Here is a 15,402-nt window from a genome sequence, read left to right as displayed (position 1 = left end):
ACCAGATGAACACCCCACAACCCCAGAGCGACAGCCGGCTCGCCGAGCTGGACGTCGAGATCCTGCTGCGCTTCGGCCTGCCGCACCCGGGACCGCACCGCTCCACCCTGTTCGGCGACGGCGCGGTGGCCGCCGCGATCACCGTCGACCGGCTCGGCGCGCTGCCACGGGCCTTGGCCTTCCTCGGCGAGACCGTCCGCGCCGGCGGCACCCGCTTCGCGGCCGCCCTGCCCGAACCGCTGCCCGGACCGGCCGCCACGGTGGCCCGCGGCTGGCTGGAGGCAGCCGCCATGGTCGTACAGGACCCCACAGGGGACCAACTGGTCGCCCGCTGGCTCGACGCCGTCGCCGCCGTCCTGGCGCTGCGTGTCACCCACCGGGAAGCGACCCCGTGAAGCGCAGGTGGCGCCTCGTCCTGCTGGTAGTCGTCGTGGCGCTGGCCGTCCCGGCCACCATGCGCGCGGTGACCGTCCACCGGAAGACCACCGGCAGACTCGATCACGGCACCGTATTCACCCAGACCTCGGGACAGATCACCGTCAAGCCCGGCGAGCTGTTCTCCGTGGAGGTGCCCGCCCACCGGTTGGCAGGCGACGTCTGGAGCATGGCCGCTCCAGCCCCCGACCCGGCCGTCGCGAAGGCCGCCGGTGACGAGTACGTCCACAACTTCGACGTCAGGGACCTGTTCGACTTCGGCGAAATCGGAAACACCGGCTCGGGCGGCCGCTACTACTTCACCTTCCGCGCCCAGAACCCCGGCCGTACCACCATGACCGTGCACATCGCCTACCGCGACGAGCTCGGTGGGGACTGGCCCGGAGGGCCGGACCAGATCAAGCGCCAGTTCACCGTCGACGTCAGCTCCGACGCCCCCCGCTGAACCCCCGTTCCGAGGAGGCCGGTTCGCGTACGGCGGGTCCGTTCCAGGGGGCGGACCACCGCGCGGGCCCCTGGGCCATGCCCCGGCGGATCGGCTCCACCGGCCGCAGCGCCAGGCCCGGTGACCAGCCAGGCGACCAGGGCGGTGAACAGGGTGGCGCTGGGCAGCACGTAGCGGGTGAGGAGGCCGGTGACCCGGGCCTCGGCCTGGTCGGCGGCGGTGGGGTCGACCAGCAGGTAGCCGGTGACGCGCTGGTCCGGCAGGCTCTCGATGCCGGTGTACTGCCGTAGGGCCTCGGAGGTGGCCGGGGCGGTGGCCCGCTTGATCAGGGTGACGTCCCGGTCGGCGGAGCGGCATCGGAGCGCCTCGCGGTCCCGGGCACCGACGGTCACTCAGCCTTCGGCCGCCTCAGGTCCATCGACCACCCCGACAACCGCTCGACCGCACTCCAGGTCAGGCCCACGCACGGATCGGTGTCGACCAGCAGGGTCGCGGCCGCGCGGCCGTCGGCCCAGGCCCGCGCCTGCGGCGTCAGCGCATCGTCCACCCAGGCCGCTGCCCGTTCTCCGACGAAGGCCGCCACCGCCGGCACCTTCTCACACGGTTCGAACGGCTTGGGCGGGAAGAAGACGACCGGCAACGGTTCCAGCCCCAGGAACGGCGCGAGGAACTCGTTCGCCTCCTCTTCCCAACCCGTCGCCCAAACGATCTCGAAGTGCTCGGCAAGTCCGTTCAGCCACCGCCCGTGGACCCGGTTCAGACGCACCGGCTCCTCACCGGGGAAGAACCCGTACTCCTGGTAATCCGCCGGGCACACCGCCGCGGCGAACGGGTTCAGCACCCCGTCGACGTCCAGAAGCAACAACGGCAGGTCGGCAGTCACGACGACTCATCCTGCCGCCGTAGGACCCCCGCCACAACGGGAAGCGACCGCCGCGAACGCGGGAAACGATCGACCACCTGTGCATGTGCGGGGTGGTGCGGCCTTGTCCACCCGACCTGGAGGAGCGGCGTCTGCCCCGGACACCACGCAGACGACAAGCTCCGGCTTCATGCCCGAATCCCGCGGTAGGCGTGCGGCGCCGCCACGGTCCGGGCTCCACGTGCCCCGGTTCCCGCCTCCGCCCCCGCCTCCGCCTCCTCCGCAGCCTCCGCGTCGGCGATGCGGCCGCGCACCATCGCGTCCATGACCGCCATGTACCGCTGCGTGCGGGGGCCGCCGAGGAGGAAGGGGTTCGCGGCGCCGGGCGGTTGGCGCCGCAGCTGTTCGGCTCGTTCGAGGCCGTGGTCGTTCGGGTGGTTGGAGAGCTCGACCTCCACGTTCGTCCGGCGCATGACGGCCCGGAAGGAGTGGACGGAGGTGAGGAGGGTGCGCAGTTCCGCCACCGTCGAGGGCGGGTTGAGGCCGCCCCACAGCATCGCGCTGTGGTACCGGCCGCCCGCCCGGACCGGGATGACCGGGGACACGGTGCCGGGGGTGTGGCCCGGGGTGTGGTGCAGCTCGATCGTCGTGCCGCCGAGGGTGAGCTGCGCGCCGTCCGCGATGTCGAGGTCGCGGACGGGGGCGTAGGCGGGGCGGGTGCGGGCGAGGAGGTCCCAGTCGGCCGGGGACATGTGCACGCGGGCGCCGTAGCGGTCGGCGAGGGTCTGGGCGCCGCCGAAGTGGTCCGGGTGGCCGTGGGTCACGACGACGTGCCGGATCGCCGCCGGGTCGGCGCCGACCGCCCGCAGCCCGGGGACGACGACGCCCTCGGCATCGGCGGGTGAGGTGAGCGCGTCGATCAGCACGATGCCGTCGTCCGTCAGCACCGCCATCGCCGAGACCCAGCCCGCGCTCAGCAGCACCAGGTTGTCGAACAGCTTGACGGGCGCGGGCGCGGGCAGCGGGGGAAGGACGGAGCCGGGCGTCAGCGCCGTCACCAGGGCCCGCAGCACGGGGTCGTCGTCGGCGAGGCGGCGGGCGCGGTCGTAGTGCGCGCGGCCGGCGGGCGGTGCCGTCGCCGAGGAGGGGTCGGCAGCCGAGGCCGTGCCCGGAAGGGCGGCCGGCGTGGCCCCGGCGGCGAGGCCGAGGACGGCGAGCTGGGCGAGACGGCGCCGGGTGAAGTCGGCGTCCGTGGCGGCCCGGCGGGTGGGTCGGATCATCGCGGTCGGGGCTCCTGGTCGGTCGGGAAGGGGCGCTCCTTCGGGAGGGGATGCTCCTTCGGGACGGATGCGGATACGGACGTCAGCCGAGGGCGCTGACGACCGTCTTCGTCGCCTGGGCGATCAGGGCGTCGTCGGAGGTGGCATCGGCCTTGCCGCGGTCGGTCAGGACGACGATGACGATCGGGGCGCGCCCGCCCGACGGCCACGCCACGGCGACGTCGTTGCGGGTGCCGTAGCCCGCGTTGCCGGTCTTGTCGCCGATCCGCCAGTCGGCGGGCACCCCCGCGCGGATGTACGGGCCGCCGGTCGTGTTGCCGACCAGCCAGTCCGTCAGCAGCCCGCGCCGGCCTTCCGGGAGGACGTCGCCGAGCACGTAGCGGCGCAGGTCGGCGGCAAGGACGCGCGGCGTGCTGGTGTCGCGGGTGTCGCCCGGGGTCGCCTCGTTGAGGGTGGGTTCGGTGCGGTCGACGCTGGTGGTCGAGTCGCCGAGGTCGCGCAGGGACTGCTGGACGGCCGCCGGGCCGCCGAGTTCGGCGAAGACGAGGTTGGCCGCGGTGTTGTCGCTGTACTGGATGGCGGCGGAGGCCAGGTCGCGCAGCTTCATGCCGGTCGCCACGTGCTGCGAGGTGATCGGTGCCCACGCCAGCACGTCCTCCTGGCGGTAGGGGACGACCTTGTCCAGGTCCGCGTCGGAGGCCTTGCGCAGCAGGGCCCCGGCGGCGAGCGACTTGATCGTGGACGCGAACGCGAACCGCTCGTCGGTCCGGTGGACGACCTCCCGGCCGCTGCCGGTGTCCACCGCGTACACGCCGAGCCGGGCGCCGAACCGCTGCTCGAGTTCCGCGAAGGCCGCGTCCGCCGCGGCAGCCGAGACCGCCCCCGCCGCTGTCGTCGTTGTAGTGGCGCCGGTGGCCGCCGCCGTCGAGGCGCCGTCCGCCCGGCCGCACCCGCCGACCAGCGCGGCCACGAGCAGGGCCACCGCGGGCAGCGCGACGCGGGTCCGGGTACGGGTGCCGGTACGGCGGAGGTCGGGTGTCATCAGTGGTCTCCCCAGGTGGTTCGTGTCATCACGGTCGCGCCCCGCGGCGGTGGTCCACACCGCCGCGATCCGCGCGATCACGCTCAGCTAAACAGGCCACGGGCTACCCAGTCCAAGACCGCAATCGTGAAGTGAACGATAAGAAAACACCTATGATTGCTGGCCATGGACCTGCTGGGGCACCTCCGCCACTTCCGCGCCGTCGCCGAGGAACGGCACTTCGGCCGCGCCGCCGAGCGCCTGCGGATCGCCCAGCCCTCGCTCTCCCAGCGGATCCAGCGCCTCGAACGCGAACTCGGCGTGACCCTGTTCGACCGCGGCCCGCGCGGCGTCGACCTCACCCCGGCGGGCCGGCTGCTGCTCGCCGAGGCCGAGGAGACCCTGGACAGCGCCGCCCGCCTCCTCGCCACCGCCGCCGACCTGCGCAGCGGACGGGCCGGCACCCTGCGCGCGGCCGTCCCGCCCGAACTCGGGCCGGCCACCCTCGCCGCGCTGCTCACCGGCTTCGAGACCGCCTCCCCGGGCACCCGGCTCGAACTGCGGGAACTGCCGGTCGCGGCCGTGGTGCGCGAACTCGCCCAGCACACCGTCGACGTCGCCGTCGTCCGCCACCCCTGCCCGGCCGACGGACTGGCCTTCGGCCCCGTCCTGCACCAGCCGCTCGGCGCCCTGCTCGCCGCCGGCGGCCCGCACGCCGACCGCCCGGAGCTCGCGGTGGCCGACCTGACCGGCCTGCGCCTGGTCCTCTTCCCGCGCGCCACCGCCCCGGCCCTGTACGACGAGATCCTCACCACGCTGACCAGGCACGGCTGCACCCCCGAAGCCGTCGTCGACCCGCCGGGACCGGACGTCGCGGGCGCGCTCGTGCTCACCGGCAGCGCCATCGCCCTGGTGCCGCGCACCACACCCCCACCGGGTACAGTCTGGCGTCCGCTCACCGGCACCCCGCTGGCCTGGCGGACCTCCACAGCCTGGCCGACCGGGCGGGGCGGGCCCGCCGTCCGGCTGTTCGCCCAGGCCGCCCACGAGGCGCTGACCGGACCCGGCGGCCTGCTGCCCCAGCCGCCCCACCGCCCCCCGCTCTACCCCCGGCCCGCAATGGAGTTCCCGCTGTGACCAGCGACCGCACCACAGCCGACCGCCCGGCCGCCGACCGCCCGGCTCCTGACCGCCCGGCCGCCGACCGGACCCCGCACGGCCGCGCCGCACGCACCCGCATCGCCGCGGCCTTCGCCGACGCCGGCGTCACCGGCCGACTCCACGCACGCGACCTCGACACCGGCGCCGAGATCGGCCTCGGCGCCGATACCGCCGTCTCCACCGCCAGCGTCCACAAGCTCTGCCTGCTCGTGACGCTCTACCGCGAGGCCGCCGCCGGACGCATCGACCTCACCCGGCAGGTCGACATCCCCGCCGCCGGCCGCACCCCCGGGTCCACCGGCCTCGGCGCCATGCTCGACGACGCCCGCCTCTCCCTGCGCGACCTCGCCTACCTCACCGCCGCCGTCAGCGACAACACCGCCGCCGACACCCTGTGGGACCGGATCGGCCTCGACACCGTCAACCGCACCATGGCCGACCTCGGCCTCACCCGCACCGTCGCCGTCCACAAACTCCGCGACCTCATCGCCGCCCTCGCCGAGGACACCGGCCCCGACTCCCCGGTCGACCCCGCCGTCGTCGCCCGCCTCAGAGTCCTCGACCCCGCCTTCACCAACCACAGCACCCCCCGCGACATGACCACCCTGCTCGCCGCCCTCTGGCACGGCGACGCCTGCCCCGGCGACCACGGCACCGCCCTGCGACGCCTCCTCGGCCTCCAGGTCTGGCCCCACCGCCTGGCCTCCGGCTTCCCCTACGACGACGTCCGCGTCCACGGCAAGACCGGCACCCTCCCCACGCTGCGCCACGAGGTCGGCGTCGTCGAATACCCCGACGGCGGCCGCTACGCCCTCGCCGTCTTCACCCGCGCCGCCGCCACCACCATCACCCTGCCCGCCGCCGACGCCGCCATCGGCACCGCCGCCCGCCTCGCCGTCGACGCCCTCCGGGCCCAGGCAGCAGCCGGCCGGGCGTGCTGACCGGCGCCCACCGCGTCCCGGCCTCCGCCATCGCGCACCCGTCGGCGGTCGCCTGACGGCCCGTACGCCGAAGGGCGTCCCGACCCGGGCCCGAGGGCCGCGCCGCCAACGGCACGACGGGCAGGACGAAGGCGACGGCCCACAGCCACGGGTGCCGCCACCGCGTGCGCCTGGTGCCGGTCACCGTCCCCCCGGGGGACTCGTGACCACCAGGGTCGGGAATCACGCCGCCACAAAGCCGAGGCCACGGGGAATCGCGTGACAGCCGACAGTCGACAGCCGACAGCCGTCAATCCGGTCGACCCCCTCCTCACGCGTACCGGGGAAAATCCGCCCCTTCACCGGCCACGCACCGCGCCGGAGCGCTACGTTGACGGCCGCCGACCATGGGGAGAACCGCTGACATGACCATCGACAGGGCCGCCCTCGACAGCGCGATGAAGGCGGTCGTCGCCGCCGCGCACGCCGACGACCCGGCCGCGCTGTACCAGGCCGTGATGCCGCCGGCGGGCACGGACACGCCCCCGGCCGAGGTCACAGCCTGGTTCGGGACGCTCCTCATCCACCTGGCGCTCTCCGCCGCGACCACCTCGAAGCTGGAGCGCGGCTGCCCCCGGGAGGCCGTCTCGGGGTGGATCGGGGAGACGCTGGGCCCGCCGCCCACCCCGGCGCTGCTGCGCGCCGCGGATCCCGGTCGCATCGACCACGCCGAAGCGGTGAGCGCCGCCGCGGACTACTCCCGGTGCCACGAGTACACCGTCGACCTGATCCGGCTGGGACTGGCCGAGCCGAACGAGGCACCGGACGAGCGGGGCGTCGACGCCCACTGCGCGGCGACGAACGACAGCAGGACACGGATCACCGTGATCGCGATGCTCGGCCGCCTCGCCCCCGTCCCCGGCGGGCGGGCCTGACGCCGCCGCTCCGGCAGCGCCGGGCCGCCGGGCCGGTCGAGTCCGCCGCGCCCGGGCGCCCGCCGGTGCCGGGGGAGGGCCGGAGCAGGACGACGAGGGGTCAGGGAGCGCGCTGAGGCCCTGCCCCCGGCGGCGCGGCCACACGTTCGTATGCTTGCGTACGGGCGGTGGCGGCACCCCCGAACCCCGGACGGCGCCGCGCGCCGCGGACAGCGGAAAGGGGCGCGGGCATGCGGAAGCGGACGAGGCGTACGGCCTGGTCGCTCACCTACTTCCTGCTGGGCGGCGCGTGCCTGCTGATCGCCGTGGTGATGGCGACGGGCCTGGTGACGACGGGGGCCGCGCGCGGGCTGGGACCCCTGATCCCGGTCCTGATCCTCGGTGTCCCGGGTGCGGTGCTGACGTTCCGCGCGCCGGTGTTCGGCGTCTCCTACGGGCCGGCCGGGGTGAAGTACTCCGGGCTGCTCGGAGCGCGCTCCTACGCGTGGGCGGACATCCGGGAGGTACGGGTGGCCGTCCTGGAGGGCAGGGTCTACACGTCCGACGTCCCGGAGCTGGTGCTGGCCTCCGGCGGGACGGACCCGCTGTACATGCTGGCGGGCCACAGCTCGGGCCGGACCAACAAGCGGGTCAAACGGCTGGTGGCCGAACTCGAGGCGGCGCGCGCGGCCGCGTCCTGACGCCGGTCGCCTCCACCGGCGGCACGCGGCACCGACATCTCCCGGCAAGGCCTCCCGACAGGTCCCGACGCCGGTCACGGCTGCGCGGGGTCGGTGGTGCCGTCGCCGTCCGCGCCGCCCGGGCCGGCTGCCGAGTCCGGGCCCGGGTGGCGAGCGGCGCGCCCCGGGGACGGCGGTGTCGGCGGGGTGAAGCCGAGGGAGGTCAGCAGGCCGACCGCCGCGTCGCGGTAGTGGGCGGGCAGCTCGCGGTAGATGGCGAGGGCCTCCTCCCAGGAGCGCAGGGCGTCGGCGCCGCGGCCGAGCGCCTGCTGGGCGGCGGCCAGGGCGGTCAGGGAGTTGGCGCGCTGGTCGACGTATCCGGTGATGGTCCGGCCGACGGCCAGCGAGCGCTCCAGGTGGACCAGCGCCTCCTCGGGGCGGCCGGCGGCATAGCGGGCCATGCCGACGACGTTCAGGAGGCTGCACTCCGGGACGCCGCCGAGCCGGCGGATCTCCGGCGCGAGCAGCCGCTCGGCCAGGGCCTGCGCCTCCTCGGCCCGGCCGAGCATCAGGAGGCTGCTGGCGAGGTTGGTCTCGCACAGCAGGACCGTCCACCGGGCGGCGCCCGGACCGTCCGCGGCCAGCAGGCGCAGGGCGCGTTCGAAGTGGTCGGCCGCCCCGGCGTAGTCCGCGCAGTTGAAGTGCGAGACCCCCAGGCTGGCCAGCACCAGTGCCTCGACGGCCCGGTCGCCGGCCGCGCGGACGAGTTCCAGGGCCTGCTCGTAGTGCCGGCGGGCCTGCGGCAGGTCGCCCGCGGAGCCCCAGGCGTGCCCCTGGTCGTTCAGGCTGAGGCCCAGGGCGAGCGGGTCGTCGAGCCGGCGGGCGGCGGCCACCGCGGTCCGGCTCACGGCCAGTCGTTCCGCGTGCGGCCCGGTCCGGTGCAGGTAGGGCCACAGCAGTGAGGGGAGCTTCCAGGCGACGTCGTCGTCCTCGTGCTCGAAGGCGTGGGCGGCGGTGGCCAGGAGGTTGGCCCGCTGCTCGTCGCACCACCGCAGCGCCTGGGCGGGGTCGGTGAAGGCGGTGGTCTCCAGGTCCCGGGGCGGCGGTGGCAGCGCCACGTGGGGCCGCCCCGGCACCAGCGTCCGGGTGGCGGCGCAGGCGTGGTGGAGGCACCACGCGTACCAGCGCTCCAGGCAGAGGCGGCGGGAGCGTCGGCTCTCCTGCCGCACGCCCTGCTCGGCGGCGAACAGGCGCAGCAGGTCGTGGAAGCGGTAGCTGTCGGCGGAGTGCTCGGTGAGGAGGTGGACGTCGGCCAGCCGGCGCAGGACCCGCGCGCCGCTCCCGCGCTCCAGGCCGCCGAGCACCTCGGCGACCGGCGCCGACAGGTCGACGGCGGGGCTCGTCGCGAGCAGCCCCAGCAGGCGCCGGGCGGGCCCGTCGAGCGCGCGGTAGGAGAAGGAGAAGGCCGTGCGCAGGCAGGCGGACCGGTCGTCGCCGTCCGCGCTGAGGACGTCGAGCCGGTTGCCGGCGAGTTCGGCGGCGAAGTCCGTGAGGTCGTGGTGCGGGCGGTCGCGCAGCCGGGCGGCGGCGAGCGCGACGGCCAGCGGGAGGTGGCCGCAGGCGTCGAGCAGCCGGGCGACGGCCTGCTCCCGGGCCTCGACGCGTTCGGCCCCGAGCACCCGGCGCACCAGGGCGCGGCCCTCGTCCGGGCTGAACTCCGCCAGCTCGATCCGCTGGGCGCCCTCCCGTACGACGAGGCCGGTGAGCCGCTCACGGCTGGTCACGAGGACCGCGCAGCCCCCGGCGCCGGGCAGCAGCGGACGGACCTGCGCGGCGTCCAGGGCGTTGTCCAGGACGATCAGGACCCGCCGGCCGGCCAGCGTGGACCGGTAGAGCGCCGCCGTCTCGTCGAGCCGGGCGGGGACGTCCTCGGCCGGCACGCCCAGGGCGCGCAGGAAGGAGCCCAGGACGGCGTGGGGGTGCTGCGGGCCGGTGGACGACCAGCCGTGCAGGTCGGTGAAGAGCTGGCCGTCGGGGAAGCGGTCCCGGGTGCGGTGGGCCCAGCGCAGCGCCAGGGCCGACTTGCCGGCCCCGGGGGCACCGGTGACGAGCGCGATGGCCCCGGGGGCCGGGGCACGGCCGCCCGGCCCCCCGGGGCCGACCAGGTGGCGTCCGAGGGCGCGAAGCTGCGCCTCGCGGCCGACGAAGGCGGGTGACTCCCAGGGGAGTTGGGCGGGACGCGGCAGGGTCCGCTGCACCGCGGCGGCCGGCCGCCTCGATGCGGCGGGCTCGCGGGGCGGGGCCGGGTTCGGCACGCCGGAGCCCAGCAACTCCTGCTGGAGGCAGCGGAGTTCGGGCGACGGGTCGAGGCCCAGCTCCCGCGCGAGGTCGGCCGCGTACCGCCGGTACGCGGCCAGGCCCTCCGCCCGGCGCCCGCTGCGGAGCAGGGCCGTCAGCAGGTGCCGCACCAGGCCGTCGCGCAGGGGAGTGGCCCCGACCAGGCCGATGAGCTCCGGGACGATCCGCTCGTGCCGGCCGGCCGCCAGTTCCAGCTCGAAGAGCCGCTCCAGGGCGGCCATCCGCTGCTCCTCCAGGCCCGCGGCGATGGTGGCGAGGGCACGGCCCGGCAGGCCGTCCAGGGCCGGGCCGCGCCACAGGTCCAGGGCCTCGCGCAGCAGGGGCGCGCCGTCGGCGCCCGCACGGGCGGCGGCGTCGACCCGGGCGGTGAACTCCCGCGCGTCGACGCGGACCCCGTCCGCGGCGAGGAGGTAGCCCGGGCCGTCGGTACGGATCGGTGAAGGGCGCCGCGGGCCGGGCGAGAGCGCGCGGCGCAGCAGCCCGACCATGTTCCGGACCTGGCGGTCGGCGGTGGCGGGCGGGCACTCGTCCCACACCGCGTCGACGATCCGGGGCACGGACACCGTCCGGCCGACGTGGGCCACCAGCACGGCCAGGAGCGCCTGTTGGAGCCGGCCGCCGACGGCGAGCGGGCCGGAGTCCCGGGCCCGCACCTCCAGCGCCCCCAGGATCCTGAACTCCACCCCATGGCCTCCGGCGATCGAACGGTGCCGTGCGTCGTCCTACGCCCCGAGCCCCCGTGACGGGTGCGGCAGGGCCATCCTCGCCCGGGCGCGGCGGCGTGTCCATGGCGCCCTGGACGCGGCGCTGCGCTCCGGGGCGCCCTCCCGCAGCGTGATGGGGTCGTGAGGAATTCATGACGGCCTTGCGCAGGATCGTCACCGGGCCGGACGGGATCCCCCACGACGGACCGCCCCACCGCCCCACCGTTCCCCGCCCGCACCAGCACCGGCACGGTTCCGGCCGCGGGGGCGCGGCCCATCCACCAGAGCACGGAGGAGAACAGATGACCCTCGTCCACCGGCCCCGCCGACGGACGGCGACGGCCGCGGCCGCCGCCACGATCATCATGACCCTGCTGGAGATCGGGGGCATCGGGGCCGGCACCGCCCACGCCGGCACCCGCCCGCCGACGACGAACTGCAACCCCGCCGTGGACCAGACCTGGCTGGACGTGACGTCCCTCCAGGTCGACCCCGTCGTCACCGACTTCCTCGCCGTCCACGTCGCCCCGGGAACCACCGGCCAGCGCACCGAGACCCTGAGCCGGGTGGACTCCGTCACCACCGTCGTCAACCGCAGCACCGAGATCAGCGCCTCGGCGAGCGTGCTCTTCGTCAAGATCGAGGCCAAGGTCGGCTTCTCCGTCCAGAAGACCACCTCGACCACCACCAGCACCACCGTCTCGACCACCTGGAACCTCAACCAGCCCGGCTACTACGGCCTCTACCGCGGCACCCGCCGGGTCCAGGGCGAGTACGCCAAGTTCGTCTGCGCCCAGACCGGCCCGACCACCGGCGTGTGGATCAACGCCTTCCCGGACGGCGGCGGGGGGAGCTTCACCACCTACGAGCTGCCGGAGATCGGCAGCGTCAACTGCGCCCAGACCGAACCGGCCGGCACCCTGCGCCGCACCGCCCAGATCCGCCTCTCCTGCTGACCCGCCCACCCACACCACGACGGAGGAACCCATGACGAACCCGCTGCGGCGCCGGACGGCGGGCGCCCTGCGCACGCTCGGCGCCGGCGTCCTGGCCGCGCTGGCCGGTGCCACACTGCTCGCCGCTCCCGCGTCCGCCGACACCCCGCCGACGTTCGACTCGTCCGACTGGCACGGCTGGAGCTGCTCGGGGTACTACCGGATCAACACCCCGGCCGGGCAGGTCCTCGACATGAGCCAGGGCGGCACCTTCTTCGACGGAGCGCTCATCCAGTACCCCTGGAACGGCCAGCGCAACCAGCAGTGGGGCCTGTGCCGGTGGCCGGGCGACCCCGAGGACACCGGCGCCTACGTGCTGCGCAACCGGCAGAACGGCGACTGCATCGGCAGCTACGACAGCGGGAGCGTGGACGCCTCCTGGATCAGCGTGTTCGACTGCTCGGGCTACATCGGCCCCAACCAGAAGTTCTGGAAGGTCGTGGACCCGTCCTCCGGTGCCTTCGTCCTCAAGCTGCAGCACTCCGGCAACTGGCTCGCGGTCGCGGAGGCCGCCAACGCCAACTCCATCGTGGCCCAGTACTCCTACCGGGCAACGGCCTTCACCCTGCAGCAGCTCTGAACCCGTGACCCCCCGGCCGCCGGCCCGGCCGGCGGCCGGGCCGGCGGCCGGGGGGGCGGGGGAGTCAGGGGACGTAGACGCTCCGGGCGCCGGTGGCGCTCTCGTCGTCACCGGCGCTGATACGGCCGAGCTCCTCTCCGTCGCAGTCCGGCCCCGAGTAGAGGGTCACGGCCGTGTCGGTGTTGTTGTCGACGATGCTGGAGTCCTCCAGGGGGTAACAGCCGGAGGGGTCCGTGTAGACCTCCGCGTTGTTGAGGTAGAGGTTTCCGGTGGCCGCGGCGGCCGGGCCGACGGGCAGGACCAGGGCGGCAGCGGCCATCAACGGGACGCCGAGGGCGGCGCGGCAGGTGATTCTCATACCCTGCGCATATCCATTTCAGGCTGGTGCCGTGGCCGGGACGGGCAGGCGTCGCCCTTGGAGGGCGGGCCCGATGGGCCGAATGCCGGACGAGTGCCGCCGGTACGGGCGAAGCGCCTACAGTCGGCCCGGACGTCATTCCGGACGAGCCGTCCGTTTCGGGGAAGGCACCGGAACGACCTCGACAGCCGGACGTCCACGGCGGTCACGGCGCGGCGCGCAACCCGACCCGTAGGGGTGGCTCCGGCACGATCGGGGCCCGGAGCGGGCGCCGGAGCGGGAGACTGCCGATCATGGGGGTCCTTGCACAGCCGCGATTCCACATGCCGTTCCGGTCCAGGCTCAACCCGCACGTCGATCAGGCCCGCGCACACGCCAGGGAGTGGGCCGGGCGGATGGGCATGTTCGACGAGGAGTACCTGGAGTGGCCGGAGCGATGGAGCGAGGACGCGTTCGGCCGGGCGGACTTCCCGCTGTTCGTCGCCCTGACCCACCCGGACGCCGGCGCCCACGAGTTGGAGCTCGTCACGGACTGGCACGTCGCCTTGTGGTTCGTCGACGATCTGTTCCTGCCGCTCGTCCGTCGCGACCACGACCGGGCGTCGGCCGAGGCCCGGGCGGAACGGCTGATGCGGTTCCTGCCGCTGGACGGCCTCCCACGGCCGCTCGTCCCGGACAATCCGGTGGAGCGGGCCTTCGCCGACCTGTGGTCCGGCACGGCCGCGACCATGACCCTGCCCTGGCGCGACCGGTTCGTCGGCAGCGTGCGGCGCTTCCTGGACGGAGTGCTGTGGGAACTCGACCACGTCGACCACGCCGTGACCGACCTGATCGAGTACCTCGGGGCCCGCCGCGACTTCGGCGGCCTGCAGTTCACCGCCGTGCTGATGGAACACGCGGTCGGCGAGCTCCCGCGGCACGTCCACGGCCGCCGCGAGTTCCGCACCGCCCTGGACGCGTTCGTGGACGGCGTCAGCCTGCACAACGACATCGTGTCCTACGACCGGGAGGCCGCCGAGGGCACGGTCGGCAACAACGGTGTGGAGGTGACCCGCAAGGTCCTCGGAACCGACCGGCGCGGCGCCGAAGACATCGTCAACGCCCTGCTGACCGCCAGGGTGCACACCCTCGCCGGGGCCCCCGGGACCGTACCCCCCGACGCGGTGGAATTCGTCGGAGCCCTGCAGGAGGCACTGGCCGGTTCCTACCGGTGGCACGAGCTGACCGGCCGCTTCGGCCGAACGGCCTTCGGAGCCCTCGCGAAGCCCCGCGGGCTGGGCACCTCGGCGGCCTACGCCTTCCGGCCCGCGTCCTCGGCCGGGCCCCGGTCGACGTCGCCGTCGTCGCCGGCCGCGATCCCGTAGTCCTCGCCTACCGGTGGTCCTGCTGTCCCGCCGGCACCGTCGCCCTCTTGCCGGGCGCCCGCGGGCCCAGGAGCTCGCGAGCGCCCGGCAAGACGGCGGCAAGAGGGCGGGAAGACCACACGACCCTTCGGACGCGCGTCGGGTCGAGGCCGTGACCCGTGATCGACAAGGTCGTTGGTGATCCTCAGGGCAGGACGGGGGCCACATCCGTGAAGGCCGTCGCAAAGGCGTGCCCCCTTCGCCGGCTGTCCGGTCGAACGCGCACCGGGCCACTTCCAGGGAGGTACAAGCATGTTTCCACCACGCGCTGCCACCGGCCCGGTTCGGACCCCTGTGGGGCTGCGAGGCCGAGGCCGCCGTCCTGGCCCTCTGCGACGACCTCGCCGCGGCCCTGACCGGCCCGGTCGCCCCCGCCGCGGCCGCGCGTATCGGCGCCCTGTGCGACCAGGTCGGCCTCCGGGCGGCCGAACCGCAGTCCCACTCCGTCCCCTCCCCGCTCGACGCGCCCACCCCCTGCTGAACCGCCGGTCGTCCCCGTACGCCCACGACGTACGCCCGTGACCCGGGTATCCGAACACCCACCCGCGCCCGCCCCGTCCCCGCGAGCAGCCGTCGGCCACGAGCAGGCAGCAGCACCTCCGCAGGAACCCGGACGAACGACCGCACCGTCCCCCGACACCGCACGCCGGCCCCGACCCCGCCCACGTTCCCGCCCCTGCTCGCCCGTCCCGGAGAACTCGACGTCACCGCACCCGAGTCGGCGCGCACGCTGGAGCACGCCGGGCGGTTGGTGTGCGACTTCCACGACGGGATCGACGAGGGCCCGGCCCGCCACGACGGGCCCGATCCCGCGCTCCTCGCCGAGCTGTCCGCCCCGTCCACGGAAGGGCCGAACGATGCGCGGCAGTTGATGTCACCGCACCCCCGGCAGCGACCGGCGGGTCCGGCGCGGGCATCGTCCCGTAGGGCGGGCAGGGACTCCTCGAGGCGGCGCCGGCGGCGTTCGGGCCTGGCGGCAGGCGGGGCAGCCGACGGCTGTCCTCGGCCGGGGGCCGCAGACTCACGGTCCGCGGCCGGGCGAGCACCGTCGCACGGTCGGGCGCGGCCCGGAACAGCGTCAGCGGAACGGCGAGCAGGGCGAACCCGCGTCGGCGACTGCCGCGTTCGCTGCTGGAGCTCACCGACGCCGCCACGCAACCCGTCCACGAAGCGGACGAGATGTTCGCGGCCATCGGCGCGCTCCAGGGCGCCCGCCCGGGGCCTCGAGCCCCGGCGGCGATCATGCGCGAAATAATCTTGGAAGGACACCGTCAAGCCGGGTACGA

Annotated in this window: 15 protein-coding genes; 9 read left to right on the top strand and 6 right to left on the bottom strand. The window is 75.0% G+C overall.

The features are described 5' to 3' along the window. The first annotated feature begins 5 nt into the window (after positions 1–5). Both ACWDD9_RS20940 and ACWDD9_RS20935 read left to right on the top strand, forming a co-directional pair. Positions 6–395, top strand: coding sequence for a hypothetical protein (locus ACWDD9_RS20940; RefSeq protein WP_387975269.1), 390 nt, complete (start codon positions 6–8; stop codon positions 393–395). Beyond that, complete coding sequence (locus ACWDD9_RS20935) at positions 392–880, top strand: protease inhibitor I42 family protein (RefSeq protein WP_449812290.1); 489 nt, start codon at positions 392–394, stop codon at positions 878–880. The genes ACWDD9_RS20940 and ACWDD9_RS20935 overlap by 4 nt, the downstream gene beginning before the upstream one ends. On the opposite strand, the gene ACWDD9_RS20930 is transcribed toward ACWDD9_RS20935, so the two are convergent. The 4 genes from ACWDD9_RS20930 to bla all read right to left on the bottom strand — a co-directional run bounded on the left by ACWDD9_RS20930 (position 787) and on the right by bla (position 4,064). Further along, positions 787–1,272 (bottom strand): hypothetical protein, encoded by a 486-nt coding sequence (locus ACWDD9_RS20930; protein WP_449812289.1) that lies wholly within the window; start codon positions 1,270–1,272, stop codon positions 787–789. The genes ACWDD9_RS20935 and ACWDD9_RS20930 overlap by 94 nt on opposite strands. After that, positions 1,269–1,763: an HAD domain-containing protein gene (locus ACWDD9_RS20925; RefSeq protein ID WP_449812288.1), complete on the bottom strand. Its 495-nt coding sequence runs from the start codon at positions 1,761–1,763 to the stop codon at positions 1,269–1,271. Before ACWDD9_RS20925 ends, ACWDD9_RS20930 begins: the two co-directional genes overlap by 4 nt. Before the next feature lie 167 nt (positions 1,764–1,930). Then, complete coding sequence (locus ACWDD9_RS20920) at positions 1,931–3,022, bottom strand: MBL fold metallo-hydrolase (protein WP_449812287.1); 1,092 nt, start codon at positions 3,020–3,022, stop codon at positions 1,931–1,933. An 82-nt stretch (positions 3,023–3,104) separates the two neighbouring features. Continuing rightward, positions 3,105–4,064 (bottom strand): class A beta-lactamase, encoded by a 960-nt coding sequence (gene bla, locus ACWDD9_RS20915; protein ID WP_449812286.1) that lies wholly within the window; start codon positions 4,062–4,064, stop codon positions 3,105–3,107. 165 nt (positions 4,065–4,229) lie between these two features. Here bla and ACWDD9_RS20910 point away from each other — a divergent pair, with 165 nt between their 5' ends. The 4 genes from ACWDD9_RS20910 to ACWDD9_RS20895 all read left to right on the top strand — a co-directional run bounded on the left by ACWDD9_RS20910 (position 4,230) and on the right by ACWDD9_RS20895 (position 7,739). After that, entirely contained in the window at positions 4,230–5,180 is a 951-nt protein-coding gene (locus ACWDD9_RS20910) for a LysR family transcriptional regulator (protein WP_449812285.1), read from the top strand. A gap of 101 nt (positions 5,181–5,281) precedes the next feature. Continuing rightward, positions 5,282–6,145 (top strand): serine hydrolase, encoded by an 864-nt coding sequence (locus ACWDD9_RS20905; RefSeq protein WP_449812372.1) that lies wholly within the window; start codon positions 5,282–5,284, stop codon positions 6,143–6,145. 404 nt (positions 6,146–6,549) lie between these two features. Beyond that, positions 6,550–7,059 (top strand): hypothetical protein, encoded by a 510-nt coding sequence (locus tag ACWDD9_RS20900; protein WP_049649255.1) that lies wholly within the window; start codon positions 6,550–6,552, stop codon positions 7,057–7,059. A gap of 230 nt (positions 7,060–7,289) precedes the next feature. Beyond that, complete coding sequence (locus ACWDD9_RS20895) at positions 7,290–7,739, top strand: hypothetical protein (RefSeq protein WP_449812284.1); 450 nt, start codon at positions 7,290–7,292, stop codon at positions 7,737–7,739. Positions 7,740–7,813: 74 nt separating this feature from the next. On the opposite strand, the gene ACWDD9_RS20890 is transcribed toward ACWDD9_RS20895, so the two are convergent. Continuing rightward, positions 7,814–10,759 carry an AfsR/SARP family transcriptional regulator gene (locus ACWDD9_RS20890; protein WP_449812283.1) on the bottom strand — a complete coding sequence of 982 codons (2,946 nt, stop codon included), beginning with the start codon at positions 10,757–10,759 and terminating at the stop codon, positions 7,814–7,816. A 323-nt stretch (positions 10,760–11,082) separates the two neighbouring features. On the opposite strand from ACWDD9_RS20890, the gene ACWDD9_RS20885 reads away from it, so the two are divergent. Together ACWDD9_RS20885 and ACWDD9_RS20880 are read left to right on the top strand one after the other, a co-directional pair. Continuing rightward, positions 11,083–11,736, top strand: a complete 654-nt coding sequence (locus ACWDD9_RS20885; protein ID WP_449812282.1) for a hypothetical protein — start codon at positions 11,083–11,085, stop codon at positions 11,734–11,736. A gap of 31 nt (positions 11,737–11,767) precedes the next feature. Continuing rightward, a complete protein-coding gene (locus ACWDD9_RS20880; protein ID WP_449812281.1) occupies positions 11,768–12,355 on the top strand; it encodes an RICIN domain-containing protein in 588 nt (195 codons plus the stop codon). 64 nt (positions 12,356–12,419) lie between these two features. Here ACWDD9_RS20880 and ACWDD9_RS20875 read toward each other — a convergent pair whose 3' ends face one another. Beyond that, positions 12,420–12,713, bottom strand: coding sequence for a hypothetical protein (locus ACWDD9_RS20875; protein WP_387821566.1), 294 nt, complete (start codon positions 12,711–12,713; stop codon positions 12,420–12,422). A gap of 293 nt (positions 12,714–13,006) precedes the next feature. Between ACWDD9_RS20875 and ACWDD9_RS20870 the strand changes: the two genes are divergently transcribed. After that, a complete protein-coding gene (locus ACWDD9_RS20870; protein ID WP_449812280.1) occupies positions 13,007–14,077 on the top strand; it encodes a terpene synthase family protein in 1,071 nt (356 codons plus the stop codon). The last annotated feature ends 1,325 nt before the right edge of the window (positions 14,078–15,402 follow it).

This window comes from Kitasatospora sp. NPDC001119, assembly GCF_053598475.1.
This window is presented reverse-complemented; position numbering and strand designations above follow the sequence as displayed.

Bases quoted from the DNA above. Each gene is read 5' to 3' on its own strand.
- ACWDD9_RS20940 (WP_387975269.1), top strand. From the start codon at position 6: ATGAACACCCCACAACCCCAGAGCGACAGCCGGCTCGCCGAGCTGGAC.
- ACWDD9_RS20920 (WP_449812287.1), bottom strand. From the start codon at position 3,022: ATGATCCGACCCACCCGCCGGGCCGCCACGGACGCCGACTTCACCCGG.
- bla (WP_449812286.1), bottom strand. From the start codon at position 4,064: ATGACACCCGACCTCCGCCGTACCGGCACCCGTACCCGGACCCGCGTC.
- ACWDD9_RS20910 (WP_449812285.1), top strand. From the start codon at position 4,230: ATGGACCTGCTGGGGCACCTCCGCCACTTCCGCGCCGTCGCCGAGGAA.
- ACWDD9_RS20900 (WP_049649255.1), top strand. From the start codon at position 6,550: ATGACCATCGACAGGGCCGCCCTCGACAGCGCGATGAAGGCGGTCGTC.
- ACWDD9_RS20895 (WP_449812284.1), top strand. From the start codon at position 7,290: ATGCGGAAGCGGACGAGGCGTACGGCCTGGTCGCTCACCTACTTCCTG.
- ACWDD9_RS20885 (WP_449812282.1), top strand. From the start codon at position 11,083: ATGACCCTCGTCCACCGGCCCCGCCGACGGACGGCGACGGCCGCGGCC.
- ACWDD9_RS20880 (WP_449812281.1), top strand. From the start codon at position 11,768: ATGACGAACCCGCTGCGGCGCCGGACGGCGGGCGCCCTGCGCACGCTC.
- ACWDD9_RS20875 (WP_387821566.1), bottom strand. From the start codon at position 12,713: ATGAGAATCACCTGCCGCGCCGCCCTCGGCGTCCCGTTGATGGCCGCT.
- ACWDD9_RS20870 (WP_449812280.1), top strand. From the start codon at position 13,007: ATGGGGGTCCTTGCACAGCCGCGATTCCACATGCCGTTCCGGTCCAGG.